37 protein-coding genes and 2 tRNA genes are annotated in these 24524 nt (G+C 60.1%); 20 read left to right on the top strand and 19 right to left on the bottom strand.

Translation table 11 applies throughout. The features are described 5' to 3' along the window. Positions 1 to 86: 86 nt before the first annotated feature. The 12 genes from J2X35_RS05515 to J2X35_RS19810 all read right to left on the bottom strand — a co-directional run bounded on the left by J2X35_RS05515 (position 87) and on the right by J2X35_RS19810 (position 8151). Entirely contained in the window at positions 87 to 554 is a 468-nt protein-coding gene (locus tag J2X35_RS05515; RefSeq protein ID WP_310182832.1) for a hypothetical protein, read from the bottom strand. Continuing rightward, the gene (locus J2X35_RS05510) at positions 551 to 1063 is read right to left on the bottom strand and encodes a helix-turn-helix domain-containing protein (RefSeq protein WP_310182830.1); all 513 of its coding nucleotides are present in this window, start codon (positions 1061 to 1063) and stop codon (positions 551 to 553) included. Before J2X35_RS05510 ends, J2X35_RS05515 begins: the two co-directional genes overlap by 4 nt. Then, positions 1064 to 1942 (bottom strand): hypothetical protein, encoded by an 879-nt coding sequence (locus tag J2X35_RS05505; RefSeq protein WP_310182829.1) that lies wholly within the window; start codon positions 1940 to 1942, stop codon positions 1064 to 1066. It abuts the gene before it with no gap. Next, positions 1939 to 3495, bottom strand: coding sequence for a DnaB-like helicase C-terminal domain-containing protein (locus J2X35_RS05500; protein WP_310182826.1), 1557 nt, complete (start codon positions 3493 to 3495; stop codon positions 1939 to 1941). Before J2X35_RS05500 ends, J2X35_RS05505 begins: the two co-directional genes overlap by 4 nt. 310 nt (positions 3496 to 3805) lie before the next feature. Then, the gene (locus tag J2X35_RS05495) at positions 3806 to 4552 is read right to left on the bottom strand and encodes a DNA methyltransferase (RefSeq protein ID WP_310182825.1); all 747 of its coding nucleotides are present in this window, start codon (positions 4550 to 4552) and stop codon (positions 3806 to 3808) included. Further along, positions 4552 to 4716 (bottom strand): hypothetical protein, encoded by a 165-nt coding sequence (locus tag J2X35_RS05490; RefSeq protein WP_310182823.1) that lies wholly within the window; start codon positions 4714 to 4716, stop codon positions 4552 to 4554. The genes J2X35_RS05495 and J2X35_RS05490 overlap by 1 nt, the downstream gene beginning before the upstream one ends. Further along, complete coding sequence (locus J2X35_RS05485) at positions 4717 to 5448, bottom strand: DUF5131 family protein (protein WP_310182821.1); 732 nt, start codon at positions 5446 to 5448, stop codon at positions 4717 to 4719. A 51-nt stretch (positions 5449 to 5499) separates the two neighbouring features. After that, positions 5500 to 5826 (bottom strand): hypothetical protein, encoded by a 327-nt coding sequence (locus tag J2X35_RS05480; RefSeq protein WP_310182820.1) that lies wholly within the window; start codon positions 5824 to 5826, stop codon positions 5500 to 5502. Positions 5827 to 6644: 818 nt separating this feature from the next. Continuing rightward, positions 6645 to 6917, bottom strand: coding sequence for a hypothetical protein (locus J2X35_RS05475; RefSeq protein ID WP_310182819.1), 273 nt, complete (start codon positions 6915 to 6917; stop codon positions 6645 to 6647). Further along, the gene (locus J2X35_RS05470; RefSeq protein ID WP_310182818.1) at positions 6914 to 7633 is read right to left on the bottom strand and encodes a hypothetical protein; all 720 of its coding nucleotides are present in this window, start codon (positions 7631 to 7633) and stop codon (positions 6914 to 6916) included. Before J2X35_RS05470 ends, J2X35_RS05475 begins: the two co-directional genes overlap by 4 nt. Continuing rightward, positions 7634 to 7933, bottom strand: a complete 300-nt coding sequence (locus J2X35_RS05465) for a hypothetical protein (protein ID WP_310182816.1) — start codon at positions 7931 to 7933, stop codon at positions 7634 to 7636. It lies immediately after the preceding gene. Then, on the bottom strand, positions 7930 to 8151 hold the full coding sequence (locus J2X35_RS19810) for a helix-turn-helix domain-containing protein (protein WP_405023178.1): 222 nt from the start codon (positions 8149 to 8151) through the stop codon (positions 7930 to 7932). The genes J2X35_RS05465 and J2X35_RS19810 overlap by 4 nt, the downstream gene beginning before the upstream one ends. A gap of 93 nt (positions 8152 to 8244) precedes the next feature. Between J2X35_RS19810 and J2X35_RS19805 the strand changes: the two genes are divergently transcribed. Continuing rightward, the gene (locus J2X35_RS19805) at positions 8245 to 8661 is read left to right on the top strand and encodes a helix-turn-helix domain-containing protein (protein ID WP_405023177.1); all 417 of its coding nucleotides are present in this window, start codon (positions 8245 to 8247) and stop codon (positions 8659 to 8661) included. Here the strand turns inward: J2X35_RS19805 and J2X35_RS05460 are convergent. Beyond that, positions 8558 to 8797: a hypothetical protein gene (locus tag J2X35_RS05460; protein WP_310182813.1), complete on the bottom strand. Its 240-nt coding sequence runs from the start codon at positions 8795 to 8797 to the stop codon at positions 8558 to 8560. The two genes, J2X35_RS19805 and J2X35_RS05460, sit on opposite strands and share 104 nt — an antisense overlap. A gap of 65 nt (positions 8798 to 8862) precedes the next feature. Here J2X35_RS05460 and J2X35_RS05455 point away from each other — a divergent pair, with 65 nt between their 5' ends. The 15 genes from J2X35_RS05455 to J2X35_RS05385 all read left to right on the top strand — a co-directional run bounded on the left by J2X35_RS05455 (position 8863) and on the right by J2X35_RS05385 (position 16630). Then, positions 8863 to 9048, top strand: a complete 186-nt coding sequence (locus J2X35_RS05455; RefSeq protein WP_310182811.1) for a hypothetical protein — start codon at positions 8863 to 8865, stop codon at positions 9046 to 9048. Next, on the top strand, positions 9048 to 9443 hold the full coding sequence (locus J2X35_RS05450; RefSeq protein WP_310182810.1) for a hypothetical protein: 396 nt from the start codon (positions 9048 to 9050) through the stop codon (positions 9441 to 9443). Before J2X35_RS05455 ends, J2X35_RS05450 begins: the two co-directional genes overlap by 1 nt. Before the next feature lie 192 nt (positions 9444 to 9635). After that, positions 9636 to 9851: a hypothetical protein gene (locus J2X35_RS05445; protein WP_310182807.1), complete on the top strand. Its 216-nt coding sequence runs from the start codon at positions 9636 to 9638 to the stop codon at positions 9849 to 9851. Further along, entirely contained in the window at positions 9848 to 10120 is a 273-nt protein-coding gene (locus tag J2X35_RS05440) for a hypothetical protein (RefSeq protein ID WP_310182805.1), read from the top strand. Before J2X35_RS05445 ends, J2X35_RS05440 begins: the two co-directional genes overlap by 4 nt. After that, positions 10117 to 10392, top strand: a complete 276-nt coding sequence (locus J2X35_RS05435; RefSeq protein WP_310182804.1) for a hypothetical protein — start codon at positions 10117 to 10119, stop codon at positions 10390 to 10392. The genes J2X35_RS05440 and J2X35_RS05435 overlap by 4 nt, the downstream gene beginning before the upstream one ends. A gap of 182 nt (positions 10393 to 10574) precedes the next feature. Beyond that, positions 10575 to 10862: a hypothetical protein gene (locus J2X35_RS05430; RefSeq protein WP_310182803.1), complete on the top strand. Its 288-nt coding sequence runs from the start codon at positions 10575 to 10577 to the stop codon at positions 10860 to 10862. 126 nt (positions 10863 to 10988) lie between these two features. Continuing rightward, on the top strand, positions 10989 to 11654 hold the full coding sequence (locus tag J2X35_RS05425; RefSeq protein WP_310182800.1) for a hypothetical protein: 666 nt from the start codon (positions 10989 to 10991) through the stop codon (positions 11652 to 11654). Continuing rightward, positions 11651 to 11968, top strand: coding sequence for a hypothetical protein (locus tag J2X35_RS05420; protein ID WP_310182798.1), 318 nt, complete (start codon positions 11651 to 11653; stop codon positions 11966 to 11968). The genes J2X35_RS05425 and J2X35_RS05420 overlap by 4 nt, the downstream gene beginning before the upstream one ends. A 14-nt stretch (positions 11969 to 11982) precedes the next feature. Next, on the top strand, positions 11983 to 12888 hold the full coding sequence (locus J2X35_RS05415) for an ATP-binding protein (RefSeq protein ID WP_310182795.1): 906 nt from the start codon (positions 11983 to 11985) through the stop codon (positions 12886 to 12888). Further along, positions 12888 to 13511, top strand: coding sequence for a hypothetical protein (locus J2X35_RS05410; RefSeq protein WP_310182794.1), 624 nt, complete (start codon positions 12888 to 12890; stop codon positions 13509 to 13511). The genes J2X35_RS05415 and J2X35_RS05410 overlap by 1 nt, the downstream gene beginning before the upstream one ends. A 2-nt stretch (positions 13512 to 13513) precedes the next feature. Beyond that, complete coding sequence (locus J2X35_RS05405) at positions 13514 to 14026, top strand: hypothetical protein (RefSeq protein WP_310182792.1); 513 nt, start codon at positions 13514 to 13516, stop codon at positions 14024 to 14026. Further along, a complete protein-coding gene (locus J2X35_RS05400; protein ID WP_310182791.1) occupies positions 14023 to 14235 on the top strand; it encodes a hypothetical protein in 213 nt (70 codons plus the stop codon). Before J2X35_RS05405 ends, J2X35_RS05400 begins: the two co-directional genes overlap by 4 nt. A gap of 1 nt (position 14236) precedes the next feature. After that, entirely contained in the window at positions 14237 to 14614 is a 378-nt protein-coding gene (locus J2X35_RS05395; protein ID WP_310182790.1) for an HNH endonuclease signature motif containing protein, read from the top strand. Beyond that, a complete protein-coding gene (locus J2X35_RS05390; protein ID WP_310182789.1) occupies positions 14611 to 15105 on the top strand; it encodes a dATP/dGTP pyrophosphohydrolase domain-containing protein in 495 nt (164 codons plus the stop codon). The genes J2X35_RS05395 and J2X35_RS05390 overlap by 4 nt, the downstream gene beginning before the upstream one ends. A 499-nt stretch (positions 15106 to 15604) precedes the next feature. Beyond that, positions 15605 to 16630: a tyrosine-type recombinase/integrase gene (locus tag J2X35_RS05385; RefSeq protein ID WP_310182788.1), complete on the top strand. Its 1026-nt coding sequence runs from the start codon at positions 15605 to 15607 to the stop codon at positions 16628 to 16630. Positions 16631 to 16698: 68 nt separating this feature from the next. On the opposite strand, the gene J2X35_RS05380 is transcribed toward J2X35_RS05385, so the two are convergent. Together J2X35_RS05380 and J2X35_RS05375 are read right to left on the bottom strand one after the other, a co-directional pair. Then, positions 16699 to 16775 (bottom strand) — tRNA-Arg (locus tag J2X35_RS05380). A 38-nt stretch (positions 16776 to 16813) separates the two neighbouring features. After that, on the bottom strand, positions 16814 to 17119 hold the full coding sequence (locus J2X35_RS05375; RefSeq protein WP_056109506.1) for an ETC complex I subunit: 306 nt from the start codon (positions 17117 to 17119) through the stop codon (positions 16814 to 16816). Positions 17120 to 17249: 130 nt separating this feature from the next. On the opposite strand from J2X35_RS05375, the gene J2X35_RS05370 reads away from it, so the two are divergent. Beyond that, positions 17250 to 17326 (top strand) — tRNA-Pro (locus J2X35_RS05370). Positions 17327 to 17348: 22 nt separating this feature from the next. Here the strand turns inward: J2X35_RS05370 and hdaA are convergent. From hdaA to J2X35_RS05355, 3 genes are read right to left on the bottom strand one after another with little or no spacing between them, the layout of a single operon-like run. Continuing rightward, the gene (hdaA, locus tag J2X35_RS05365) at positions 17349 to 18038 is read right to left on the bottom strand and encodes a DnaA regulatory inactivator HdaA (protein WP_310182785.1); all 690 of its coding nucleotides are present in this window, start codon (positions 18036 to 18038) and stop codon (positions 17349 to 17351) included. A gap of 8 nt (positions 18039 to 18046) precedes the next feature. Continuing rightward, complete coding sequence (locus tag J2X35_RS05360) at positions 18047 to 19219, bottom strand: AI-2E family transporter (protein ID WP_056109502.1); 1173 nt, start codon at positions 19217 to 19219, stop codon at positions 18047 to 18049. Beyond that, the gene (locus J2X35_RS05355) at positions 19194 to 19820 is read right to left on the bottom strand and encodes a CDP-alcohol phosphatidyltransferase family protein (RefSeq protein WP_310182783.1); all 627 of its coding nucleotides are present in this window, start codon (positions 19818 to 19820) and stop codon (positions 19194 to 19196) included. Before J2X35_RS05355 ends, J2X35_RS05360 begins: the two co-directional genes overlap by 26 nt. A 135-nt stretch (positions 19821 to 19955) precedes the next feature. Here J2X35_RS05355 and purM point away from each other — a divergent pair, with 135 nt between their 5' ends. From purM to J2X35_RS05340, 3 genes are all read left to right on the top strand, one after another. Continuing rightward, the gene (gene purM / locus J2X35_RS05350; protein WP_056115474.1) at positions 19956 to 21020 is read left to right on the top strand and encodes a phosphoribosylformylglycinamidine cyclo-ligase; all 1065 of its coding nucleotides are present in this window, start codon (positions 19956 to 19958) and stop codon (positions 21018 to 21020) included. Further along, complete coding sequence (gene purN / locus J2X35_RS05345) at positions 21017 to 21724, top strand: phosphoribosylglycinamide formyltransferase (protein ID WP_056109500.1); 708 nt, start codon at positions 21017 to 21019, stop codon at positions 21722 to 21724. Before purM ends, purN begins: the two co-directional genes overlap by 4 nt. Positions 21725 to 21793: 69 nt before the next feature. Then, entirely contained in the window at positions 21794 to 22198 is a 405-nt protein-coding gene (locus J2X35_RS05340) for a host attachment protein (protein ID WP_056115471.1), read from the top strand. 40 nt (positions 22199 to 22238) lie between these two features. Here J2X35_RS05340 and J2X35_RS05335 read toward each other — a convergent pair whose 3' ends face one another. After that, the gene (locus J2X35_RS05335; RefSeq protein WP_310182781.1) at positions 22239 to 24350 is read right to left on the bottom strand and encodes a molybdopterin oxidoreductase family protein; all 2112 of its coding nucleotides are present in this window, start codon (positions 24348 to 24350) and stop codon (positions 22239 to 22241) included. Positions 24351 to 24524: the final 174 nt, after the last annotated feature.

Raw genomic sequence — 24524 nt, 5'->3', positions numbered from 1 at the left:
AACCTCGAAAAGCCAGATGATGACAGTGAGGAGGCCAAATATCACAATCCCCCAGTAGACATGCCGCGCCAATCTCTCGCCGTAGCTCATCCCCTTTCCTCCCCTTCGGAGAGAGCGGAGTCGTGCCAGCGCCGTTCAGCCATAAACCAGTCGCGAAGAGCGCGGGCGTCGGCTAACGCGTTGTGCCGACGTGGATTTTCTAGCTCCGGCACATCATCGAGCAGAATTGCTGTGCACGGCTTACTGAAGCTATGCAAGTGGTCGCTGCCGGCCATCGCATTGAAGAAGTGGGCTAGATCAGTGTACCAATCCGCGTAAATCGTCGGCTGGTCAAACTGCTCAAGGAAGACCTTTAGGGAGAGATGGAACTCCTCTTTCGAAACCGGCTCGGCATCCAATATCGGGAGTACGTTCTCGAATACCCATTTGTCGTAAATCCTGGGTTCTGGAAGCACCTTGTACCACTCTCGCCCGTCATCACTGACGAGAGCCATGGACATCAGTTCGCCACCAAACCCGTTGAACTCCGTGTCGATGAAAAGACGAACGCTCATTCGCCCCTCCCCTTATCAAGGGCGATGCTGCGGCGGCGCATCGCGTAGAGGATGACTGTATGGTCGCGTTTGAACGCACGACCCATCGAACACCAGTTGGGACGGCGACCTTCAAGGCGGCAGTTTTCCCAAACGGCAACGATGGCATCGTGTCTTGCCGCCGTTATCCGGTTCGTACGGCTAGGAGACATGATCTCCTCGTACGAAACCCCGTGCCATGCGCCCACCATGGAAATAATTTCCTGATGATGCCTTCGCTCTGGCTTTGCAGCTTTGATCGCTTCCAGCTTCGCATCCCACCGGGCCTTTTCGGCGGCAACGGCGGCTCGAATCTTTTCCTTGCGTGCCAGGTCAGCCCTAAGCTTCTCCGCCCGCTGTCGCTGCCATCGGATAGACGCAGCGATCAGCCTGTCCCGCTTCGATTCCTTTGCAGGAGCACGCTCGAAGAACAGCGGCTGATTTCTTTCTCTGATGCCCCGCTCTGTAGCGCGGCCACACACTGCAAACATTTACGCTGCCTCCGGTTTCCATTCGCGCCAGCCTTGGCCGTCGCTCGGTTGAAGAAGATGCTCGGGAACGCGGCATCCGGGCTTCCCCGGCATCGGCCCCCATGCGTGGGTTAGCCAGTCCTGGGCACTGCGCCGGCATAGATTGAGGCGCCCCCGCCAATGGTGCTCCAGTTCCTCTGGCGTTCTGTCGCTGTCGGTCTTGGATGCCTTTGGCTTGGAGAGCCCCGTACCGGCGGCAATCCTCGCCTCGTAGGCTTCCCTGATTGGCTGGACGAAATAGGCCCATGAGCCTGCAGGGCGCGTCAGTTTCGCCGCTCGCGCCCGGATCGTCGGAAGAATATCCGTTTCGAGATCGCAGCCGGCATCGATCAACCCGAGGATAGGGGCAAGGACGATGGAGCCATGGGGCTGGATTTTGTCCCCGGCAGCTTCGCGCAACTTGTCGCTCATGCTTTCGAGATCGGATTTCCCGCGCGCGGCTGCTACCTCTGTATCTGTATCTGTATCTGGGGGCGTTACAGAAACGTTTCGTTCCTGTTTCTCTTGTGAAGCCTTTGATTTCTCGCGATGTTTCCGAACGCGCTCGGTGCTGGTGTCGCTGGTGTATTGGAGCGCGTCCCATGCGACCGGGTGCATGTTTTCATCGATCAAGCCGACCTCGAACAGGCGTCTTCTGATCTCGTCAAGCTCTCGGGTTTGCACTCCGATCTTGACGGCAATCTTGCGCTCTTTCAGGCTGCTCTCAGGCTCGTCAAGAAGGCCGTCGGCCTTCAGGCTGCATAGGGCGATGAAGTGCCACCGATCCTCAAACGCGAGTAGCCTGATCTTCTCGTCATCAATGATCCGGTGATACAGTCGAAACCACTGCAACTTGCTCATCTCTGAACTCCATTCCTGACAGCGGCGCAGGCCATGTCCGCGAACAGATCGATTGTCGCCAGCGGGCCGTTGCGCTGCTTTGCGATGATAAATTCGAGCTTGTTTTGGCAGTCGATCAGTTTGCTCGTCCGATCAGCCTGGGCCTCAACTGAACCGCCCTTTTCCCGCTCCATGTAATAGGCTTCCCGGTAGAGAAAGATGATCGTGTCGGCGTCCTGCTCAATCGAACCGGAATCGCGAAGATCGGAGAGCTGCGGGCGTTTGTTGTCCCGGCCCTCCACGGCACGATTGAGCTGCGATAGCAGGACAACAGCAATGTCGTACTCGCGGGCTAGCCCCTTGAGCAGTCCGGTCATTTCTGTGACTTCATGAACGCGGTTGCCCGAATATCTGGACGATGCCCGGATCAAGCCGAGATGGTCGATGAACAGCGCGCCAAGCGGGTTTCCCGCCTGCTGGCACTGTTCCATCATGATTTCCGTCTTGATACGAATGTCCGTGATGGAAAGGCCAGACTGATCCTCGATCATCAAAGGAAGATGGCGCATGTCTTCGGTCGCAGCGTCTAGCGATGACAGGATTTGATCATCGACCTTGCCGCGAATGATGTCGGCGTAAGGAACAGCAATGCCGCGGTTAAATGCGAGGTCGGAAATACCTCTAGCCGCCAGCTTGTCGGCGTCCATTTCGAGAGAGATGAAGCCGACGCCGGTCTTCGACCGTGCTGCGCTGATCCCAACGGACAGACCAAGCGTTGTCTTGCCCATGGACGGGCGCGCACCAATCAATGTCAGGTCACGGCGCTGGATGCCGCCAGTGAGGCGGTTTACGTCCGTCAGGCCCCACGTGATGCCGGTAAGTCCCGAACCGCGCTGGCGGGCCGCTTCAGCGGCGGCAAAGGCATTTCCGGCGGCTTCCGAGAAGGCGATACGCGTCTTGCGCTTTGGTCCGGCCTTCACATCGGAGGCGATATCATCAAAGGCCCGCCCGCATGAGTTGATCAGCGTCATCGGATCGCTGTTCGGATCGTTTGCAGCCTCAGCGAGGCGCTTGGCCTCGTCGCCAATCTTGAGGCGTCCCCATTGCTCGACAACCTTCCTGGCGCTTCTCTCGATGAACTTGCCACCGGACATGCAGCCGGCGATCAGGCTCGCCAGATAGGCGGACAGGTTGATCTCGTGACGGGCCTCAATCGCGCGCCTGTCGTCCTCGGGAATAAGTTTGTAGACGACAACCGGCTTGACCGATCCATACCGCTCCGAAGCTGACTGGATATAGCCGTACAGAAGCGCATGGATAGGCTCTATGAAATGATCCGGTCGGATAATGCCCGACACTCGCGACAGTTCACCGGATTGCATGATGGAGCCGAGCAAGTCTTGCTCGATCTCGACAACGAAGCTTTCTGCATTCGGCAGGGCTGTCATGCTGCACCACGCTTTGGAAAAGGAATGGTGCTCAGGATGCGCGAAACTGGCTTGCTGATATGCTCCCATGTATCGACAGGCTCTAGAACGATGCGCACGTTGCCGCCTGGACGCGGGATGCCCCACACAGGAGCCTGATGCTGGAATCGGCTGTCATCGATCCCTATGGCGTCTGCGATGCCATCGAAATATGCTTTGCAGCTTGATAGAAGCCCGTCGAGATCGCGGTTGCGCGGCGGCGGCGGCGGCGAGAAGATGCACGTCACCTTGACGCTGGACGCCTCAATCTTACCGATAGGCTTGGCCATCAGGCTTGCAGCAGACCGCGCCGCCTTCAGCGCGGATGCTTTCTTAGCCCAGTGGGGCCGCGCATTCGGATGCAGCGTCCGCGAGGGCCACGGAAGGTCGATCGCCTGAGCTGCGCTTAGTCTTTCCATCAGGCGGCGACCTCCGATGTGGAGGCGAACATGTCGGGACGCTCATGGGCGGCTCGAATGCGAGCGACTGCCATGTCAAAGAATGGCTCGTGAAGCTCGATGCCAACGAACTTGCGGCCCAAATGAGCCGCCGCAACGCCAGTCGTTCCCGATCCCATAAACGGGTCAAGGACCGTCTCGCCACGCTTGGATGAATTGCGCACGTATTCGGCCATGAGATGAACAGGCTTTTCGGTAGGATGTTCGGTGGCTTTGTCGATCCCGCCGCGCAGCAATTGCTTGGAGGACGGATCATTGATCGTCCGCGCCCTGCCCTTCCAGAGGTACAGCGTGAACTCGACGTTCTTCATGTACCAGCGGTTCGCAGTCGGGGTTACCTTGTCCCAGACCAGAAGGTTGTGAAGACTGAAGCCGGCGCCAAACGCGGCGTCCATCAGGGGATGAACGTTCTTGTCGTTGGCCATGACATAGCAGTCGGCGTCCTCGACCAGCGCGCCATGGAAAACCGCCATCATCTCCGGGAACGGGACCGTGGCCATGATGAGCTGGCCGTCGTTACGGTAGTTGTGCGAGGCGAAGATCCCCGACATCGTTTTCGAGGATTTCGAGACGCCGCCGGTCGTCAGCGCATAAGGCACATCCGAGACGATCAGATCGGCACTTGGCAGCGACGGAAGGATCGCCATCGCATCGCCCAGGATCAGCCGGCAATCGCCTATGACGATCTCTTTGCGGATAGCGTTCATCACGCACCCGTCACGCGCATGAACGCCGCCACGACCGCCAGAAGCACCAGCAGGGCGATTACGATGGTGGCGGACCAGACCAGCACCTTCACGAAGGTGGAAGGCTCAGGAAGGCCTGCATAGGGATCGAAGTCAGGATCGTTGTCGAAGATGGGGGAGCGCATCTATGCTGCCTCCGGCCATTGACGGACCAGCAAGTCAGCCGGAATCGCCGCCTTGCGGGTCATCTGCTTCATGAAGAACTTTCGGTCGAGACGAACGCACTGGTTGCGGATAGACCGGAACCAGTCCGGATCGGCCATGCGGGCCTTGTGCTGACCCTGATCAGTTTCACCGCCGACGATGATCCAGTCCGGAGCGTTCTTGTCGAGGATGATAGGACCAAGCAGCGGTTCAAAACTGCCGAAAGTGAAAGCTGGAGACAGAGATACCTTGACCGCAGCCAACTTCATGCGGTCACGGTCGTATTCCTCTTGTGTGACCATCGTCGCGCCGATGGCGGCATTGCGCGGCAGCTTCGTCACCATCTTCATGACGTTGCCGATGCGCTTGGTCAGCAGCAGCCAGACCAGGCTCGGCGTAGCTTCGATCAGTGCAAACAGGTCGGCGCGCCAGAGTGGATCGACCTCGTTGTCAAACACATCTGCCAGAGAGGCGCAGAACACGAAGGGTCGGTCGGCTTTGCCAAGAGCCATTCTGTTCCACTGGTGCGGCTTCTGCCAGTTCCCGGCACTTGTGCGTACACGCGGTTCGCCAGCGCCCCACCGGGCACGGCCATAGCGGTGATCCATCATCGCTTCGGCGTAGCAGCCATCGCATCCTGGCCCGACCTTCATGCAGCCAATCCACGGATTGAACGTGTGATCGGTCCATTCGATCTTGCTATTTTCAGCCATCACTCACCTCTCAGCTCTGGCGCAATTGCCTCAGCCCATCCGGCGCGGCGCTTACCGACCGCGATCCAATGACGCGCCAGAAGCCGCCTGATCGGCCACGGCAAGAAAGGTCTCAAGCCGCGCAAGGCGACTGCGAAGGGCTTCATATTCATTCCGGGCTTCCTCGATTTGTGCTTGCCGCAACGCATCCTTTTCTTCCCCATCAACACGGGTGGCTCTGCCTTCCCACAGTTGACGGATGCGGCGTAGTTTCAGGTCTTTGTTTACGCGCCCCTTCATGAAGTCATAAGCAGCGATCTGCGCAGCTTTGACGCTCCCATACCGTCGAGGCGAGAACACCTCCGGCAAGTTATTCTGCATGAATGTCGTGTCACTCATTGACTTACTCTTGTCATCGTTTGACAGCACTTTGTCTAATCCTTCTGACATGGTTCCCCACATCAGGAAGGAGCGACGAAACACTATGGAAAGACTGTTCGATAATCCGATGCGCAGAGTTTTGGCGAACTGTAGGCGCGCTATGGACGAGAACAGGGATAAGGCTTCGGAGCAGCCTCAAAACGGCTCCGAGAAATTGAAGAAAATGCCGGGAGCCGCGCGTAAATCGCAGCAGACTCCCGGCAACTACGCCGACGAGGGAGGACACGTCAGCGATCACGCCATGGAGAGGGTGCAACATGGCGGATTGGATAGCAGGCAGGTTGTTTTCCCAGTTACGCGCCGGGTGCCCGGAGAGGGGCCGAACACATTGGCTATCGCCTGCCTGCAACCGGACGCGGACACGATAACCGGCAATTCTCGATGCTGTGCGAGCAACGCGCGTCGATCCGTGAAATTGAGATGCGCCATGGTGGCGCTGCGGCTGGGCGTAACGCCCTCGTCCCTTCGTCCAGCCGCTTTGAATGATGATGGTCATGCGGATTTCTCCGCGCGAAGGCAAAGCTCGGACGGCTCCCGATGCCAACGCTTTGCCGGTCGCGACATCCTCGACCACGTAGGCCAGAAGATGCCCTGGATGGCGATGGAGGACACAGCCATCGAATGCAGGCTGCTTACCAACTGCGGCGCTTGTGACGGCCTTGCCAATCCACGGATCAACGCGCTCCATTATCCCCGCCCCCGTATCCAGAAGATGAGCGGAACAGCCATGGCGAGGTACGGAGCTATCTCAGTCCATGTCCATGCGTCGGAGGGGGTCATGCTGCCACCGCCTGTTGGCCGAACCGAGAATGCCAGTGCCGTTCCAGAATGAAGGGGAGCAGTCCGTCTGGTACTTGTTCGAGACCATGGCCACTTGCGGCTAACGGCAGTGCAAAGGAATGAAAAACAACCAGTCTTCGCACTTCGTAGGCGAAGTCTTCCGCCGCCAGAACGCTAGTCCGGTCGCACGCGCGAAGAAACGCCTTCGCCGCGATCTCGCAATCAAGCCCCTCGATGATATTGCGCTGAAGAATGGACAGGTTGCTCATGCTGCCACCGCCTTGCGTCGGGCGATCTGCCAAGCCGTCGTGCATGTCGAGCAGGTGACCTTTTGCGGATGATGACCGAACTGACAGGTGAGCGGCTTTTCGCATCGCTCATTCCGTTCTGGCCGATCCTTGGCTACGAAAGCAGGAGGCGTGAAGTCATCGTCGGGAATGGTGGCCGATCCAGCGGGTTCCGTGCGCATGGGCGCCAGATCGGCCTTTTCCGCTTCCGGGGAGGAGGTCGGTTGCGGATTGGAAATGGTGGGGAGGTCAGCCGAAGCCGCCCCCCCTGCATCCGTTCGCCCGGATGCGAGCCTACTCACCTCTCCCGCCACAGGGCCGGCCCCGCCGGTGATCCTGCCGTTGTCTTCGGAGGTTTTCGCTTGGAATCGGTTCGCCGTTTCCGGCTGTTCGGTTATCTCGCCTGTTTCGGCAGAAAAATTTTTCTCGTTCATATTCGCCAGACCGAGCATGTCGGCGTAGGCAGAAGTACTATCCGCCTTTTCGCGGATTTTCTGAACGCGCTTGCCCTCGCCCGTCTCGTCGTTCTCGTCTTCGACGTGAGCCTTGATGAGAGCTTTGAGCGCGCCCCAGTCGCCACCGGCGTTTGCAACGACAGTGCGGAGTCCGGCGATGATCGCGGCGTCATTCATCTGGCGCTCGATGATCGGGCGCGCTTCGGCCATGATGTTTTTGAGGAATTGGGCGGTGATGGTCATCTATTCGCCCTTCCGGTGAGGAACGGCGATATCGAGATACCGCTTGACCGTAGTGCTGTGGTCGGAAAGGCTGTCCGAATTGCTCTGCGGCATGTAGCGTATTGCCCGGATCGCTGCCTTGAGAGCACCAATATCGACATTCGCCAGCTTCGCTTCTGCGAAGATCAGCGACTTCATCTTGTTCTCGGCGTCGATACGATCTTCGACAGCAAGGAGCCTGTAGACCAAGCTCTTGATGTCCACATCGACGTTGGTCCGAACTTGCGGTTCAGGATAGATGACGCGAATGTCCCGGCTCATGCTGCTTCCCCTTCGGAGGGGGCGCGCGGAAGCAACTCACTGACCGGAACGGCTCCACCAGTTGCGGAACTCACTCGCGAGAGCAAGTCGATTGTCGCGTTCTGCTCACCCTTCATCAGCCGATAGAGCGTCATGCGACTGACGCCAGCTTTCTCAGCGATGGCGGCGATTGACACGTTCGTTTCCGACGAAAATTTAGCGAGCGGATGCTGTTCCATAGCCCGTTGTAACGCTTGGCGTGACAACAATCAAGCGAAATCTGTCACGTCTGGCGTGACCACGCCGTGACAATCTGCTGCTACATTGACCGAATGGGCGAACGACCTCTTGGCACTCATTTCTTGAAGCAATGGCGCGAGCATCAGGGCTTATCTCTGCGCAAGCTCGCGAGCGCCATGGTCCCCTCGACCTCCCATGCGAACATAGGGCGCATCGAGAACATGCAGCAGCCATACTCCCAAGAGATTATGGAAGCTGCGGCGACTGTGCTGAAATGCTCTGTGGTCGATCTTCTTACCGTAGATCCCACTACCTCTGCCGAAAGCGCACCGGATCGGCAGCTTCGATCAGCGCTACTGGCCTACGGAATAGATGGTGAAGACTTGCCCGCCGTGATGAGGGCAATCAGCGGATTCGTTTCTGACGCCGACGAGCCACAACCACAAGACCGATTTCATGATCAATCTGAACTCGCCAGTCGCCGCCGTGCAAAAGCGCCATCTGAATAGCTGTTTCTGCGGTTAGGCGCTTTATCCTCATGGCCGGATCGATGGGTGCCCCGGCTCCCGCATCCTCCCGCAGCCGGGCAACAATCGCTTCGTTCCTGGTCTTGTATTTCGGCCTAATGCGGTGCTCAATCGCCATGCGCCCAACCTCCAAAGAATGTAGGAAGCAGTTCCTAGCTTGAGAGTCAAGAACGGATAGGGAACATGACCGACGATCCCGACCTCATCACCGAGCTAGCCTACATGGCCGCGCACCCGGAACTGTTCACAAAGAAGGAAATGGCGGCGATGATGTTGGAGGCGGCAGAGGCCATCGGCACACTGCGCCAGCTTGTCGGCATCCGACGGGAGATAGAGCTTGAGGACGCCGAGCCGGAGGGGAATGCGTGATGGCGCTAAACGTTAAGAAGGCCGCTCGATTTGTCGCAATTGACGGCAGTCACGCCAATATCAAAGGACGGTCCGTCGATCTGCTTTTCATAGGACAAGACGGTCAGCGCTACGCAATTGAACTGGACCCCGCCGTCATTCCACCGATGATCGCGACCATATCGGCCCATTCCAATGAACTTCGCGCCAGCCTACCTCAACCAGAGACGTTGCCGATTCAGGCTCTGGAGGTGCGGACCATGAGCGTGTCGATGAATCCAGCCGGCGATTTGGGCTGGATGATCGAATTAAACAGCGGGGTGCAAGTTGTTCTGCAATTTGCACCGAGCCAGTTTGCGGCGCTTGACGCCATGATGAACGAGGCTCGGCAATTGACGGGTCGCACGATACAGTAACCGCGCCGCCATCTTTTTCCATAGCCACTCTCCAGCCCGCCTAGCGCGGGCTTTTTCATGCCCATGATTCGCACAGACGGACCACGCTGTCAAAAATAATGTCACGTTAAGCGTTACAAGCTGTTGACTTCTGTCACGCCATGTGTGACAACTACTCCATCAAACGGGCGCTGCCCCTGATGGAGAGAGACGATGATCAAACTGTTCGAAGTCAAGGTTCCGGTCGATGGCTACACGATGTCGGTGCTTATGGCATCGCCGGACGCAGAGATCGCCAAATCCGAGGTAGCGAAACAACTCCGGGCATCTGCGGAACCGAGACGTGCCGGCGACTGCATGCAGTACAATTGGCGGCAGGACGAAATGACCGCAGTTGAGGTCTCTGTGTCCGAATTGGCGGAGGCATGACCATGACCGCCTCCAGCAATGAAAAGCAGACGCATACGCCGGGGCTGCGAGCCGTCTGCTCAAATCGGCCGCGTCCATCTGTCCAGAAAGGCCCAAAGGGCAATCAATGGTGGAAACGGGATGTATGGCATCTTGCCGATACCAGCATCGCCACGCTTTGCGGCGTTCGCTGCGGCGACTGGCTGACCATCACACCGACGCCTGCAATTAACTCGGATTGCTGTGTGCGATGCGCCGCCATCGCCAAAGCCACTGGAGCGGCATCATGACCGCCTCCAGTAAGACCGATACGACGATGGCGCATACGGCGGAAGTAGCCCGCATTATCGCAGATGCGGTGTGGCGAGCGAACAATGCCCGCAACCTCGCCGCACGTTCCCGCGACAACCTCTTCGCGGCAATTGATGGTGTGCCGGATCACGGCAATTTCACATGGGCTGAACGCGCCATTCTTGATCAGCGGGCTTCAGAGCGTGAAAGCGCCAAGGCGCGTGCGGATATGGAAGCAGCCCGCGCCGCCATCGCCAAAGCGGAGGCCTGACATGACCGCCTCCAGCAAGAGCGACCAAGGCCTCGAAGTCTACGATTACCCCGACAACATGGAAGACGAATACGACCCCGGCGACGAGTGCGGTCGGTGGGACAACGGCAGACTTGGACGTTCTTGCGCCCTCGCAGGAACAGAGTTCTGCGACTTCGAATGTCCATACAGGGATTGATGACATGACCGCCTCCAGCCAGTTCTCACCCGATCAGTTTCTCGTCTTCGATCCAGAAGACAGGCTTCATTCCAGCTTGTGCTTCGGTGAGGCAGAAACCCGCGAAGTCATCGACCAGTTCGGATCGGTTGCCGGCCTCAAGGTCTGGCGCGTCACGCCTGATGAAATGTCCCGCGATGTGACGGACGACTTCATCGAATGCCCGGACGACATTGCCGAGCGGCTTCGTGACGAGCGGATCGATGCCCGTATGTGGGCGCGTCACACCGCGTCCTATTCCCGGCCAGCCTGACATTCCATAGAGGACGAGAACGATGGACCGCACCCCCTACCACCTCACCAACTTCTTGTTCGGGAAACACCCGTTCGCAACCTTGCTCGCCTGCATCTTTGCCGGCCTGCGTATCGGGGGAATGTGATGGCGACCCTGACCACGAAATATTCCGTTGGCGATGTTGTCTACCACGCGAGCACTACCTCGGAGAAGAAGCGCCACCCTTGCCCCGATTGTTTGGGTACTACGAAGTGGAAGGCGACTTCGCCGGCTGGTGGTGAATATGAGTTCGCCTGTCCTAGGTGCGCAGCGCAGTACAATTCTGATCGTGACCTGATGCTCGATTACTCGGCTTTCGTGCCGTACGTGCAGAAGCTGACAATCGGCAGCATTCAGGTCAATACCGCCAAGGGCGCTTACGACGAAGGCGCGCGGTATATGTGCCTTGAGACCGGCATCGGTGGCGGTTCAGTTTATGACGAGGCGCGGCTGTTCCCTTCGGAGGATGAGGCCACGGCGGCGGCACAGGCCATCGCAGACGGGCAGAACGTCAGTGTCGATTGGGTTGCGAAACTCTACGACAAGACGCTTCGGGTTTGCGATTACCAGCTTGAGAACGCCGCTCTGAAACAGGCGGCAGATGACAAGCGCGCGGCCCGCTCCATGCTCTACGGGCTTGGCGATCTATTCCAGCAGATCAAGGACGCGTCCGACAGAGACGAAATCATAGAGGCTGTCGAAGCCTACAAAGAATACGACTGGTCCCGCGACAAGGAAGAGGCTGACAAGGCGATGGAGCCCCAGCCATGACCGCCATACCAGCAGAGGCGGGACGCCAACTGTGGCAGCCAACAGCGCAAGAGCAGACCCGCGCGGCTGAGTTAGCGCTTTGCGGGGAACTTCATCGGGACGCCCGTCAAGCGGTTCGTGACCGGATGCAGGCTTGGCTTATCCATGCCAAGGGCTGCCGCCGCCGCGCCCATGAGTACAAGCGTTGGGCACTGGAATACGAGCTTTCCGGCAACCTCCCCAAATACCGGCATTACCGCCAGCAATCAGACCGCTCTTGGGTGAGCGCAAAGGATGCGCTGATCCACGCCCGTCGCGAATACGAAAGCCTCTGAAAAGGAGAAATCCAATGCCTCTCAAGATCACCAAAGCTTCCGAGCCTATCACTGTCGAGCGCCTTAACACCGTCATCTATGGCCCGCCCGGTCTCGGCAAGTCGTCGCTCGCGTTCACTGCCGACGCGCCCCTTCTCCTGGACTTCGATCAGGGGTCGCATCGCGCAGCCAACCGCAAGGACACTGTGCGGATTTCGGATTGGTCAGATGTTGCCGGCATCACCGCAGACGATCTCGTCCCCTTCAAGACGGTCGTGGTCGATACCGCTGGCCGCGCGCTCGACATTCTCACCGCCGACATTATCCGGGTCAATCCGAAGCATGGTCGTGGTGGCGCCCTCACCTTGCAGGGCTATGGTGAACTCAAGAGCCGGTTCACGTCCTTTCTCAAACTCTTGAACAGCTTCGGCAAGGACGTTGTTCTGATCGCTCATATGGATGAGCAGCGGAACGGCGACGACATTATCGAGCGCCTTGACGTGCAGGGTGGATCGAAGGGGGAAATCTACAAGGCCGCCGACGCAATGGGCCGTCTGGTCATCGCCAACAACAAGCGCTGGCTCCGGTTCTCTCCAACAGATGCTGCGTTCGGCAAGAATCCCGGCCAGCTTGAGCCGCTGGAAGTGCCGGACATGGCAGCGGCCGAGTTCGATGGGTTCCTGGCTTCAGTCATTGAGCAGATAAAGGATCGCCTCAACGAACTCACCGAGGAACAGCGCGAAGCCATGGCGGAGCAGCAGTGGTTCCGCGATACACTGCCGAAAGTGACCGACGCCGAAGGCATCAACGGTCTTCTCGACCGTGCCAGCGATGGCGGAACCGTCTGCAAGGGTCTGCTGCACAAGCGCGCCACCGAACTCACCTTGGCATTCGACAAAACCGCCGGCGCTTACGTCGAGCGTCAGCAGGAAGCCGCGTGATGCTGGCCCGCGTATCGAACATCGAAGCCTATCGGCAGTGGGTGAACTGGCAGCCTCTCTTTGAGGGCCAGGACGAACCCACCGTCGAAGACTTGGTGCGGTTCATCACTGTTGATGAGCCGTCCGAGGCCATGAAGGCCGGGACGGCCTTTCACAGGGCGATGGAACTTGCGCCGGACGGCTCGCACGACACATTCGAGGCGAACGGCTACCGATTTATCCTGCCGGATGCTGAGATCGAATTGCCTTCTATCCGTGAGATGCGGGCTTTCGGTGAGTACGGCGGGTTGACCGTCACGGGCCAAGTGGATGCGGTCGAGGGCAGAATTGTATTTGACCACAAAACCACGGGCAAGTTCGACCCAGAACGCTATCTCAACGGCTGTCAATGGAAGTTCTACCTCGACCTGTTCGGTGCCGATGAGTTCCGTTGGAATGTCTTCGTCCTGAAAGAGCTTGAGGAAAAGGTCTACAGCGTGGCCGCACCGCAGGTTCTTCGCGCCTGCCGATATCCCGAACTGCATGACGATTGCGAAAAACTGGCGGCAGACTATCTCGGTTTCGCGCGACGACACCTTCGGGAGGAAATCCCGGAGGCCGTCAAGATGATCATGGCAGGCTGACCATGGGAACCGTACCTCTGCTTTTCCGATACGAAGGCGAAGGGGAGTTCAAGCCGGCAACGCCATACTGGGGCCGGCGCGCGGACCTGTCCTATGTCGTTGGTGAGGTCTATCGCCTGATTACGTTCGAGGAACGCAGCCAGGCATCGCACAATCATTACTTCGCCGCGCTCCAGAGCGGTTTCGACAACATGCCTGACGCCATGCGGGATCAGTTCCCGACCGTCGAGCATATGCGCAAGAAATTACTCGTCCGCGCCGGATACGCCGATGAGAGGTCAATCGTCTGCGCCTCAAAAGCAGAGGCCGAGCGTATGGCCGCGTTCATTCGCCCGGTCGATGAATATGCCATCGTAACCGCCCGCGAGGCTGTGGTGCGCGTCTTCACTGCGCAGAGCCAGTCCATGAAGGCCATGGGCGCTAAACGGTTTCAGGAATCGAAGCAAGCCGTTCTGGATCAGCTTGACGACATGTTGGGCGTGAGCCGCGGCGAAACGTCGAGGTCGGCAGCATGACCCTCTCCGCAACCATCCGCCGCACTGTTACCAAATGGCTTCTCTGGCGTGCCCACAAGGCTATCCGGCGCGAGTTCCCTGATCTGGTCGAGATTGACCGCCAGCGGGAAGCCCGCCGCAAGGCTCACAAGAAGGGCGTTGCCGATCTGGACCGCCGTGCCCGTTCGATCATCCATGCCGGTCTCGCAGGCCGGAAGGCAGGAGGCTGAGATGCGCTCTGTCACCGAATGGATCGGACGCTCGGACGATAGCGTTCCGCCCGATAGCTGCAAGCTCCGCATCCTGGATCGTCAGGAATGGAAGTGTGCCGCTTCTGGCGTCATCCTCGATGCCAAGGGCGTCGAGTTCGATCATATCGTCCCGCTCTGGCTTGGAGGCCGTAACTGCGAGTCAAACTTGCAGGCCCTTCATCCTTCCGCGCATTCCCGGAAGACCAAAGCGGAGGCGACGGTGCGGGCGAAGATTAATCGCAATCGCATCAAGCGCGTCCTGAAAAAGAAATCACGATTTGCTGGCTCCAGAGACGATTGGCGCAAGAAGCGCATCGACGGCTCTGTCATCGACCGGCGGACAGGAGAAGTGCTGTGACCTTGATTGAAGAAGCCATAGTCGAAGCATTTGGAGAGCGCTGCCCTGAAACTGCCGAGGGCTGCGCCTGTTGCGAAGTATGGGCAGAATACGACAGCCTCACTGCTTCCGAAGCAGCAAGGGAGAAGCTGGAGGCGACAGCAATCGAGGATTACTACGCCCGACAGATCAAATGGTCGCGCGAGACGTTCGGCCCTGCCCTTCGCACAAACGGCGTTCTCGACCACATCCGCAAGGAACTCAAAGAGATCGAGGCCGACCCGCACGATCTGTCCGAATGGGTCGATGTCATCATTCTGGCGATGGATGGCTTCTGGCGGCACGGCGGCAGCGCTGCTGACCTGATGCCGCGCCTGCTCGCCAAACAGCAGAAGAACATGGCTCGGACATGGCCCGACTGGCGCACCATGTCGGAAGACCAAGCCATTGAACATGATCGTTCTGGCGAAACCCTCGCAACCCTCAACACCAGTGAGGCCCACCATGGCTGATCTGGATGAGAAGGGACTGGAAGCGGCACACGACGCGTATGACTCATCGGCGGCAAGCGCGCCACCCACATGATGATGGCGGATGGCTGCTGCATGAGCACTGGTTGCGAATTGCTGGCCCGCAGGTGGGTTCGCAACCCAGTCGATGCATGGCTCACACGCTGTCGCACGGTTGCGAAGGACAGCGCATTACTCTGCACCTGCCCGCCAGCCGACAAAGGCCACGCCTACGGCAAGATCACTGCCGGCTGTCCAGTCCGTGCACAGCCTGTGGAGTTCCTGTTTAATCTGCCCGGCGAAGCCAAGGACGGTGCAGGATGAGCAGACCGCTCAAACTCCGCCAGAACCAAGTCACGGCCATTTGCAAAGGCGCAAAGGCGGCTGGGTACGTTCCGGTGATCGAAATCGATGGGGCTGTTGTCCAGCTTATCCCCGAAGACCACGCTATTCTTGTGTCCAGGCGCAGGCCCGCTGTTGACGAAGACGAGGACATTCGCCTTTGAATGAGGACATGCCCCGCAAACGGCCCCCGTTCCTGTCGCGCGAGAAGACCCGCCACGGTCGGCATGTCTGGTATTTCAAGCGGGCGGGAAAGCGCGTTAGGCTCCCCGACGAGTACGGATCGAAAGAGTTCAACGAAGCTTACGCCGTCTGCCTGACGGGCGAAAAGCCGCTGAAAATAGAACCTGCATCGTCGTCTCTGGCGTGGCTTGTGGGCCGGTACAAGGAAAGCAACGATTTCAAGAGCCTGCGGCCCTCAACGCGGCGGATGCGCGACAATGTGCTGAAAGCGGCCTGCGAAAACGCCGGCAAGAACAGCTTTGCCAAGATCACCCGGAAGCATATTGAAGAAGCCATGGGGAGGCGGAAGCCCCATGCCGCGAACAATTTCCGCAAGATCATGTCGAGGGTGTTTCAATGGGCGGTCAAGCAGGAACTACTTGCCATCAACCCATGCGATTCCGTCGATCCCGTGAAGGCGCAGACTGACGGGCATCACACATGGACCATCGAGCAGGTGGAGAAATACCGGAAAAAGCATGCAGTGGGGACCAAGGCCCGACTGGCGCTCGATCTACTGCTATTCGTCGGGCTTCGTCGCTCGGACGTGGTTCGGGTCGGCAAACAGCACATGAAGAACGGCGTCATCTCGATTAGGACAGAGAAGACCGGATCATGGGTTCACGTCGCAGTGTTCAGCGCCTTGCAAAAATCGATAGACGCCACGGAAACCGGCGATCTGGCTTTCCTGACCACGGATTGGGGACAGCCATTCAAGTCTGCCGCGTCGTTCGGCAACTGGTTCCGGGATCGCTGCAATGAGGCTTTCTTGCCTATCGAGTGCCGCGCGCACGGCTTGAGGAAGGCAGGAGCGACGATTGCCGCAGATAACGGCGCGACCGTTCATGAGCTGATGGCGATGTACGGTTGGTCAAAGAGTTCGATGGCCGAAGTGTACACGCGCGAATCGGATAAGCGGCGGCTGGCAAGAGGCGCGGCTGAACGAATTGCGAACAACGTCTAGTCGCACCTTTTATATGGTGCGACTTTGAGATAAAATAAAGCAGTCAAATCAGTATCTTAAAAATTGGATGGCGATCCCGGCAGGATTCGAACCTGCGACCATCGGCTTAGAAGGCCGGTGCTCTATCCGGCTGAGCTACGGGACCGCTGGCCGGACGTGCCGGCGTGACTTCGATGAACGCTGTCAATGCGTCCAGGGCGTGCGGCGGTCATAGCGGAAATTCTCCGCGTAGGACATCTGGCGCCGCTTGGCTTCCTTCGGTTCATCAACGCGATAGGCGATACCCTGCTTCTCGGCATAGGCGATCGCCTCTTCCTTTGTCTCGAAGGACAGCCGTATCTGGCTCTTCATGTCCCTGGACGTCGTGTAGCCCATCAGCGGATCGATTTTCCGCGGCGTTTCGGGGTCGAATTCCAGGACCCAGTAGCCGGTCTTGGCCTTGCCGGACTGCATGGCGGTCTTGGCGGGGCTGAAAATGCGGGCGGACATGGCAAACCTCATCGATGACCGGCGGTGACGCCGTTGGACCGTGCTTACTGTGCAATTGCGGGAACGGCAAGCCGACAGCTCTTTTTGCCCTTGCCATGTCGCACCGAAATCAATAGGCACAACGCGGCCTCGGAGTGTAGCGCAGCCTGGTAGCGCATCTGGTTTGGGACCAGAGGGTCGGGAGTTCGAATCTCTCCACTCCGACCAATCCTTCCTCATCCAGCCTTGCCTAAATATCGAAATCCCACTGGCCTTCGTCGAGGGCGCTGATGGTTTCGGCGGCGAGCGCGCGCGTAATGCGTGTCTTGAGCTCCATCGCCTTGCGGTCGAGCCGATCGACGACGTGTATCGCCGTCGAAAGCGACCGTTCGATACGCCGGACTATGTACTGCACGACATGCGGCTCGACCTCGATCTGCCGGTCGGCGAACAGTTTTGTCACCACGCCTGTGAGCAGCAGATCGTCCGGCTCATGGATCTCGACCGTAGCGGCAGCTTTCAGCCGCGATTCGAGGTCCGGCAAAGTTATCCCCCATGCCGCGGGAAAACGGCGGGCGGTGATCAGAAGCTGCGTGCCGGCGCCGCGCACCGCGTTGATCAGATGGAACAGGCCTGCTTCATCGACAGGCGCCGCGTCGATGTTGTCGATGAGAACCGGGCCGGCGCCGAGTTTTGCCGCGCCGCTGCCGATGCTCGCCCCGTTAAATTGGACAGCGCCTGTCTCTTCGCGCCAGATCGACGCCAGATGCGTCTTGCCGCAGCCGGGCGGTCCGGCGAACACCACGACCGGCGACGGCCAGTCCGGCCAGCGGTCGATGAGCGCCACCGCCTCTTCATTCGCCGGCGAGGTGATCAGGTCATCGCGCGAATAGCCGGTGCCATGACTGAGTTCGAGCGGCAACTGGCGCGGTTTTTCCATTGTCCGTGTCAACGGCTGGCGACCCGCTGTCCCTTGCGGCGCGGCTGCAGGGGCGGCGGCGGTTCGGTGGAATTTCCCTTGTAGAGCGGCGATTCCAGATAGCGGCCGATGGCGAAGCGGACGAGAACGCCGACAGCGGCCGCTGCCGGAACCGCGATCAGCAGGCCGACGAAGCCGAACAAAGCGCCAAACGCAAACAGCGAAAACATCAGCCACACAGGATGCAGGCCGACGCTCTTGCCCACCAGCTTCGGCGCAAGGATGTTGCCTTCGATGAACTGGCCGACGAAGAAGACGGCGGCGACGGCCACAATCATGGTCCAGTCCGGCCAGAACTGGACGAAGGCGACGCCCACCGCCAGCACCAAGCCGGTCAGCGATCCGACATAGGGAATGAAGCTGATCAGCCCGGCGAACAGGCCGATCAGGATGGCGAAATTCAACCCAGTGATCGTCAGGCCGACGGCGTAGATAGTGCCCAGGATGAGGCAGAGCGTGCCCTGCCCGCGCACGAAGCCCGCAGTCGCCGAATTGATGTCGGCGGCGATCTGCCGGACGGTGCGCACATGGTCGCGTGGCACCCAGCTGTCGACGACGGCGACCATGCGGTCCCAGTCGAGCAGCATGTAGAAAGCGACGACCGGCGTGACGACGAAGAGGCTGATGACCGACACCAGCGCGACGCCGGAGCTCCAGATCGAGGTGAAGACCGTCGTCAGCAGGCCGAACCCGGAGGTCAGGAGCGAGTTCAGCCCCTCACGCAACCCGTTGGCATCGACGCCGAAGCGTTGCTTCAGCCATTGCGGGTCATAGCTGGTTATCAGTTGCTGGAGACGGGTCAGATACTCCGGCAACTTGGCGGCGAAGTCCGCCATCTGCGAGGCCAGCACCGGCACCAGGATGACGAACGCCAGAACCAGGACGATGATGAAGGCAAACAGGATGACGACCGTCGCCCACAGACGCGACAGCCCAAGCCGTTCCAACCGGTCGGCGACCGGATCTAGGAAATAGGCCAGCACCATGCCGGCGACGAACGGAAGCAGTACGTCGCTGAAAACATAGAGGAAAAGCGCCAGACCGAAAGCGCTTACCAGCCAGAAGAAGACTTGCCGGCGGAAAGCGGTAGACATTGCCGCCTCGGCTTCGCTGCCGTCAGGTACCCGGGGTGCCTTCGCCATAACCACTCATATGCCTCAGCCAAGCCACGAGATAGGCCGCGGCCGAAGCCACGGTCAAGAGGCCGCACAGGATTATCAGCGCCTCCCGCAGCGGGCCGAAGTCCGCCGTGAACGCCAACTCGGCCAAGACTTCCGCGGCCAGTATGATCTGGAAGGTCGTGTTGACCTTCGAAACCATCAGCGGCTTCATTTCCACGGGATGCCCCATGACGGACGAAAGAAGCACTGCGCAGATGATCAGTCCGTCGCGCGAAACCATCGCCACCACCAGCCACAGCGGCAGCTGGCCGATGATGCCCAGCACGACGAAAACACTGACCAGCAGCAATTTGTCGGCGACCGGGTCGAGATAGGCGCCGAGTTGCGAACGCTGATTGAACTGGCGGGCGATGAAGCCGTCGACGCCATCCGAGACGCCCGCCACCACGAAGCCGGCGAAGGCCCAGTCCCAACGGGATTGAAGCATGGCGAGCACGACCGCGGGCACCAGCACGAAGCGCAGGATCGTTATAAGGTTCGGTATCGTGACCACGAGGTTCAGGGCTAGGTTCTTTTCGACGACAAGCTGCTTTCCGATTAGATGGGCGGAAGTCTCGGCCATCGCAATGGCTCAGACAAGGATGCGCGCTATCCACGGTTTTGTAGCGTGTGCAATGTCGCAATGGACCCTTCCTGTTGCGGGGCCGGACGGTTCATGCGAATAGCGCCAATTGAAGGCCTTCAAGCAGGAACAATGATGAGCGAGCAGAAGAACGGGCTCACATACGCTGAGGCGGGCGTCGATATCGATGCCGGCAATCTGATGGTCGAGAAGATCAAGCCTCTGGTGCGCGCCACGCGCCGGCCGGGAGCTGACGGCGAGATCGGCGGTTTTGGCGGATTGTTCGACCTCAGGGCGGCTGGCTTTTCGGATCCGGTTCTGGTAGCCGCCAATGACGGCGTCGGCACCAAGCTCAAGATCGCCATAGACGCCGGCAAGCACGACACGATCGGCATCGACCTTGTGGCAATGTGTGTCAACGACCTCGTCGTGCAGGGCGCCGAGCCGCTTTTCTTCCTGGATTATTTCGCCACCGGCAAGCTCGATCCTGACCAGGGCGCAGCCATCGTCGGCGGCATCGCCAAGGGCTGCAAGATGGCCGGATGCGCGCTGATCGGCGGCGAGACCGCCGAGATGCCCGGCCTCTATCAGGAGAAAGACTACGATCTCGCCGGCTTTGCCGTGGGCGCGGCCGAGCGCGGGCAGCTTTTACCCACCGACGACATTGTCGAGGGCGACGTGCTGCTCGGCCTCGCCTCGTCGGGCCTTCATTCCAACGGCTTTTCGCTGGTGCGACGTATCGTCGAGGTCAGCGGTCTGAAATGGGATGCGCCGGCGCCGTTCGACAAGGATCGGACGCTCGGCGAAGCGCTGCTCGAACCGACGCGCATCTATGTCAAATCGGTGCTCAAAGCGGTCCGCAACACGCATGGGCTGAAGGCCCTGGCGCACATCACCGGCGGTGGTTTCCCGGAAAACATCCCGCGCGTCCTGCCGAAGGATTTCTCGGCTGAACTCGACCTCGACGCCATCGACGTGCCGCCGGTGTTCTCCTGGCTGGCCAGGACCGGCGGGGTGTCGCCCGAGGAAATGATGCGGACCTTCAATTGCGGCGTCGGCATGATCGTGGTCGTCGCCTCCGGCCAGGCCGCGCAGGTCGCGGCCGTGTTGCAGGAAGCCGGTGAAACCGTGACGCCGATCGGCCAGATCGTGCCGCGCCGCGACGCCGGTGTCATCTACCGGGGCAGGATCGATCTATGACGCGCAAACGCACAGCCATCCTGATCTCCGGCCGCGGCTCCAACATGACGGCGCTGATTGCCGCCGCGTCCGATCCGGCCTTCCCGGCCGAGATCGTCGGCGTCATTTCCGACAAGGCCGATGCCGCGGGTCTGGGCATAGCCATCGCGCGGGGCATCCCCACGCAGGTGGTCGCCCGGAAGGATCATGCCAGCAAGGAAGCGCATGACGCGGCGATCGACACAGCGCTTGCGACGCTTGACGCCGAGATCGTCGCACTGGCCGGTTATATGCGGCTTCTGACTGCGTCCTTCGTCGAAAAATGGCAAGGCCGGATGATCAACATCCACCCTGCCCTGCTGCCGGCCTTCAAGGGGCTCGACACCCACAGGCAGGCGCTGGATGCCGGACTTCGTATCCATGGCTGCACCGTTCACTTCGTCACGCCCGAGATGGATGACGGCCCGATCATTGCCCAGGCGGCGGTGCCGGTCATGATCGATGACGACGAGGCAGCGCTCGCCGCCCGGGTGCTCAAGGCGGAGCATCACCTCTACCCGCTGGCGTTGCGTCTGGTGGCCGAAGGCAAGGTGGCCATGCAGCAAGGACGCGCTGTGTTCCCGGGCGTATCGGACGACAGAGACAATGCCATGGTGTCGATCATGGCCCCGCGCCCGCTGCGGGACGATTTCAATCTCGAGCAACTGGCGCGGATCACGCCGTAGCAGTTGCCTCCTGCATCCAAACAGGCCCTGAAGCGTTGTCGCTGCATCACCCTAACACCGGAGATGCAAATGCTGCTTCCAAATGGCGCTCTTGTCGCGGTTGCCGACGGCGAGAAACTGAATCTGTTCCGGAATACAGGCGACGAAGCCAACCTCGCGCTAAAGGCTGTCCCGGTCGGTGAAGTCGATACTGACAACAAGAGTGGCGGCGCGCGCCACCAGAGCAGTTCGGCCAATCCGGACGCCAGCCAAGGCGAGGAAGATGGGTTTGCCGCCGGCATCGCCGACCTGCTCAACAAGCGGGTGTTGCAGAACAAGGCAGACGCTGTCGTGGTGATCGCCGCACCGCGCACGCTGGGCGAGCTGCGTAAAAATTATCATAAACAGCTACAGGCTGCCCTGATCGGCGAAATCGCCAAGGACCTGACCGGACACTCGCTGCAGGACATCGAAAAGGCGCTGCAAGCGGCATGACAACACCGCCCATGGCGTCCTGAGGATTCCGTGGGCGGATTTATGCAAGCGCCCTCACCCACACCTTGTTGTCGTGGACAGCCGCGCCGCCATAGGGCGCGGGCGCGTCGGCGCCAGTCAGCACGTTGATGCCTTCGCCGCGCTCATGCGCGCTGTTCGGCCAGATGCCTTCGGCAATGACGACGCCGCGCCGCACACCGTCGAAAAGCCTGGCGTGCAGCACGACTTCACCGCGTGTGTTGCCGATTTCGACGCGGTCGCCTTCCCCTATTGAAAGGGCCGAGGCGTCCAGCGGGTGGATCAGCAATTCCGGCCTGCCTTCCTTGGCTTTCGAAACGGGTGTTTCGGCAAAGGTGGAATTGAGGAAGTTCCGCGCCGGCGAGGTCGCCAGCCGGAACGGATGCACCGCGTCCGCGACCTCGATCAGATCGACATGGTCCGGAAATTCCGGCAGTCGGTCATAGGGGCCGAAGGCGACGCCCATGTTGCTGGGCGGCTTGTTAGGGGCCGCGCCGCCAACCCATTGCGGCTTGAAGCGGAACTTGCCGTCGGGATGACCAAAGCCGTCCAGGAAATGCGCCGTGTCGAAATCCGGCTGCAGATCGGCCCATCGCCCTTCCCTGAACGTCTCGAAGGTTCCAAGGCCGCGGCTTTCCAGCATGATGTCGATGTGCTGGCGTTCGGTCAGCCCGAAGCCGGGCATATGCGCGACGCCCAGCCGTTTGGCCAGTTCCTCGATGACGTAATGGTTGGGGCGCGGCCCTTCCGGAGGGTCGATCAGCCTGGGACCCAGGATGATGTGCTGGTTGCCGCCGGCTTTGTAGATATCGTCGTGCTCCAGAAACATCGTCGCCGGCAGTACGACATCGGCGAGCCTGGCCGTATCGGTCATGAACTGCTCGTGCACGCAGGTGAACAGGTCCTCGCGCAGGAAACCCTGCTTCACCAGCCGCTGTTCCGGCGCGACATTCGCCGGATTGGTGTTCTGGATCAGCATGGCCGTGACCGGCGGGCCGCCATAGAGCGCGTCTGGCGCGTTGGTGAGCACAGGGCCGATGCGTGAATGGTCGAGATAGCGGATACCGGGATCGCGCAGCCGCGCACCCTTGACGACGTCGCTGTGCAGCTTGAGCACGCCGGAGTTGGAATGGAAGGCACCGCCGCCCTCATACTGCCAGCAGCCGGTGACGGCGGCGACGGACAGGGCGGCATGCATGTTCACCGAGCCGTTGCGCTGGCGCGCGAAGCCATAACCGAGGCGGAAGAAGGTTCGCTTGGTGGTGCCGACCAGCCGGGCGAAGGCCTCGATCTCCTCCACCGGCAGGCCGGTGATCGCCGCCGCCCATTCGGGCGTTCTGTCCCGCAGATGCGCTTCCAGGCCTTTCGGGTCGTCGGTGTATTTTTCCAGATAGGCACGGTCGGCAAGATTGTCGCGGAACAGGATGTGCATGACCGCGCAGGCCAGCGCGCCATCGGTGCCGGGCTTGAGCACGAGGCCGATGTCAGCCTGTTTGACCGTGGCGTTCTCATAAATGTCGATGACGACGATCCTGGCGCCGCGCTCCTTGCGGGCCCTGATCGCGTGGGTCATCACATTGACCTGTGTGACGACGGCGTTGGTGCCCCAGATCACGACGCAGTCCGATTTCGCCATCTCGCGCGGGTCGGCGCCGCGCAGCGCCCCTGCCCCCATGAACCAGCCGGTCCAGGCGAGATTGGTGCAGATCGAATCGAAGAAGCCGGAATATTTCTTGGCGTGCCGCAGCCTTTCGATGCCGTCGCGCTGCACCAGCCCCATGGTGCCGGCATAGAAATAGGGCCACACCGTTTCCGAGCCGTAGTTGGCTTCCGCGGCGTCGAACTTTTCGGCGACGAGATCGAGCGCCGCTTCCCAACTCGCCTCCTTCCAGACGCCCTCGCCCTTGCTTCCGGCGCGTATCAGCGGTTTCAGCAGGCGGTCGGGATGATGGATGCGGTCGGCATAGCGGGCGACCTTGGCGCAGACGACACCGGCCGTGTAGCTGTTGTCCCTGGCGCCGTGGACGCGGCCGATGCGGTCAGGCCCGAGCAGCTCGACATCGAGCGCGCAGGTCGATGGACAGTCGTGCGGACAGGCGGAGTGGCCGATGCGGAGCGGAGCATGCTGGTTCATGCATCGAAACTAGCGGGAAATAAGCGCAACGGGTAGAGCCAGCGTCTGCGCCAAATTCGTTGCTTGCCGGAGTCGGGACGGCCATCCAGCCGATATTCTCCCCTCCATGCCATAGATATGGCGCAGTGGGGACTTGCGGCAAGACCCATGCCCGGCTGTATGAACGCGTCCCTG

It is taken from the genome of Mesorhizobium sp. BE184, from assembly GCF_031457045.1.
Lineage (GTDB): Bacteria > Pseudomonadota > Alphaproteobacteria > Rhizobiales > Rhizobiaceae > Mesorhizobium.
The sequence above is the reverse complement of the archived record's forward strand: the minus strand, read 5'-3'. Positions and strand labels throughout refer to the sequence as shown.

Excerpts from the sequence above, each read along its gene's own strand:
- J2X35_RS05515 (WP_310182832.1), bottom strand. The coding sequence starts at position 554 with ATGAGCGTTCGTCTTTTCATCGACACGGAGTTCAACGGGTTTGGTGGC.
- J2X35_RS05510 (WP_310182830.1), bottom strand. The coding sequence starts at position 1,063 with ATGTTTGCAGTGTGTGGCCGCGCTACAGAGCGGGGCATCAGAGAAAGA.
- J2X35_RS05505 (WP_310182829.1), bottom strand. The coding sequence starts at position 1,942 with ATGAGCAAGTTGCAGTGGTTTCGACTGTATCACCGGATCATTGATGAC.
- J2X35_RS05495 (WP_310182825.1), bottom strand. The coding sequence starts at position 4,552 with ATGAACGCTATCCGCAAAGAGATCGTCATAGGCGATTGCCGGCTGATC.
- J2X35_RS05490 (WP_310182823.1), bottom strand. The coding sequence starts at position 4,716 with ATGCGCTCCCCCATCTTCGACAACGATCCTGACTTCGATCCCTATGCA.
- J2X35_RS05485 (WP_310182821.1), bottom strand. The coding sequence starts at position 5,448 with ATGGCTGAAAATAGCAAGATCGAATGGACCGATCACACGTTCAATCCG.
- J2X35_RS05480 (WP_310182820.1), bottom strand. The coding sequence starts at position 5,826 with ATGAGTGACACGACATTCATGCAGAATAACTTGCCGGAGGTGTTCTCG.
- J2X35_RS05475 (WP_310182819.1), bottom strand. The coding sequence starts at position 6,917 with ATGAGCAACCTGTCCATTCTTCAGCGCAATATCATCGAGGGGCTTGAT.
- J2X35_RS05470 (WP_310182818.1), bottom strand. The coding sequence starts at position 7,633 with ATGACCATCACCGCCCAATTCCTCAAAAACATCATGGCCGAAGCGCGC.
- J2X35_RS05465 (WP_310182816.1), bottom strand. The coding sequence starts at position 7,933 with ATGAGCCGGGACATTCGCGTCATCTATCCTGAACCGCAAGTTCGGACC.
- J2X35_RS19810 (WP_405023178.1), bottom strand. The coding sequence starts at position 8,151 with ATGGAACAGCATCCGCTCGCTAAATTTTCGTCGGAAACGAACGTGTCA.
- J2X35_RS19805 (WP_405023177.1), top strand. The coding sequence starts at position 8,245 with ATGGGCGAACGACCTCTTGGCACTCATTTCTTGAAGCAATGGCGCGAG.
- J2X35_RS05460 (WP_310182813.1), bottom strand. The coding sequence starts at position 8,797 with ATGGCGATTGAGCACCGCATTAGGCCGAAATACAAGACCAGGAACGAA.
- J2X35_RS05455 (WP_310182811.1), top strand. The coding sequence starts at position 8,863 with ATGACCGACGATCCCGACCTCATCACCGAGCTAGCCTACATGGCCGCG.
- J2X35_RS05450 (WP_310182810.1), top strand. The coding sequence starts at position 9,048 with ATGGCGCTAAACGTTAAGAAGGCCGCTCGATTTGTCGCAATTGACGGC.
- J2X35_RS05445 (WP_310182807.1), top strand. The coding sequence starts at position 9,636 with ATGATCAAACTGTTCGAAGTCAAGGTTCCGGTCGATGGCTACACGATG.
- J2X35_RS05440 (WP_310182805.1), top strand. The coding sequence starts at position 9,848 with ATGACCATGACCGCCTCCAGCAATGAAAAGCAGACGCATACGCCGGGG.
- J2X35_RS05435 (WP_310182804.1), top strand. The coding sequence starts at position 10,117 with ATGACCGCCTCCAGTAAGACCGATACGACGATGGCGCATACGGCGGAA.
- J2X35_RS05430 (WP_310182803.1), top strand. The coding sequence starts at position 10,575 with ATGACCGCCTCCAGCCAGTTCTCACCCGATCAGTTTCTCGTCTTCGAT.
- J2X35_RS05425 (WP_310182800.1), top strand. The coding sequence starts at position 10,989 with ATGGCGACCCTGACCACGAAATATTCCGTTGGCGATGTTGTCTACCAC.
- J2X35_RS05420 (WP_310182798.1), top strand. The coding sequence starts at position 11,651 with ATGACCGCCATACCAGCAGAGGCGGGACGCCAACTGTGGCAGCCAACA.
- J2X35_RS05415 (WP_310182795.1), top strand. The coding sequence starts at position 11,983 with ATGCCTCTCAAGATCACCAAAGCTTCCGAGCCTATCACTGTCGAGCGC.
- J2X35_RS05410 (WP_310182794.1), top strand. The coding sequence starts at position 12,888 with ATGCTGGCCCGCGTATCGAACATCGAAGCCTATCGGCAGTGGGTGAAC.
- J2X35_RS05405 (WP_310182792.1), top strand. The coding sequence starts at position 13,514 with ATGGGAACCGTACCTCTGCTTTTCCGATACGAAGGCGAAGGGGAGTTC.
- J2X35_RS05400 (WP_310182791.1), top strand. The coding sequence starts at position 14,023 with ATGACCCTCTCCGCAACCATCCGCCGCACTGTTACCAAATGGCTTCTC.
- J2X35_RS05395 (WP_310182790.1), top strand. The coding sequence starts at position 14,237 with ATGCGCTCTGTCACCGAATGGATCGGACGCTCGGACGATAGCGTTCCG.
- J2X35_RS05375 (WP_056109506.1), bottom strand. The coding sequence starts at position 17,119 with ATGTCCGCCCGCATTTTCAGCCCCGCCAAGACCGCCATGCAGTCCGGC.
- hdaA (WP_310182785.1), bottom strand. The coding sequence starts at position 18,038 with ATGGAAAAACCGCGCCAGTTGCCGCTCGAACTCAGTCATGGCACCGGC.
- J2X35_RS05360 (WP_056109502.1), bottom strand. The coding sequence starts at position 19,219 with ATGGCGAAGGCACCCCGGGTACCTGACGGCAGCGAAGCCGAGGCGGCA.
- J2X35_RS05355 (WP_310182783.1), bottom strand. The coding sequence starts at position 19,820 with ATGGCCGAGACTTCCGCCCATCTAATCGGAAAGCAGCTTGTCGTCGAA.
- purM (WP_056115474.1), top strand. The coding sequence starts at position 19,956 with ATGAGCGAGCAGAAGAACGGGCTCACATACGCTGAGGCGGGCGTCGAT.
- purN (WP_056109500.1), top strand. The coding sequence starts at position 21,017 with ATGACGCGCAAACGCACAGCCATCCTGATCTCCGGCCGCGGCTCCAAC.
- J2X35_RS05340 (WP_056115471.1), top strand. The coding sequence starts at position 21,794 with ATGCTGCTTCCAAATGGCGCTCTTGTCGCGGTTGCCGACGGCGAGAAA.
- J2X35_RS05335 (WP_310182781.1), bottom strand. The coding sequence starts at position 24,350 with ATGAACCAGCATGCTCCGCTCCGCATCGGCCACTCCGCCTGTCCGCAC.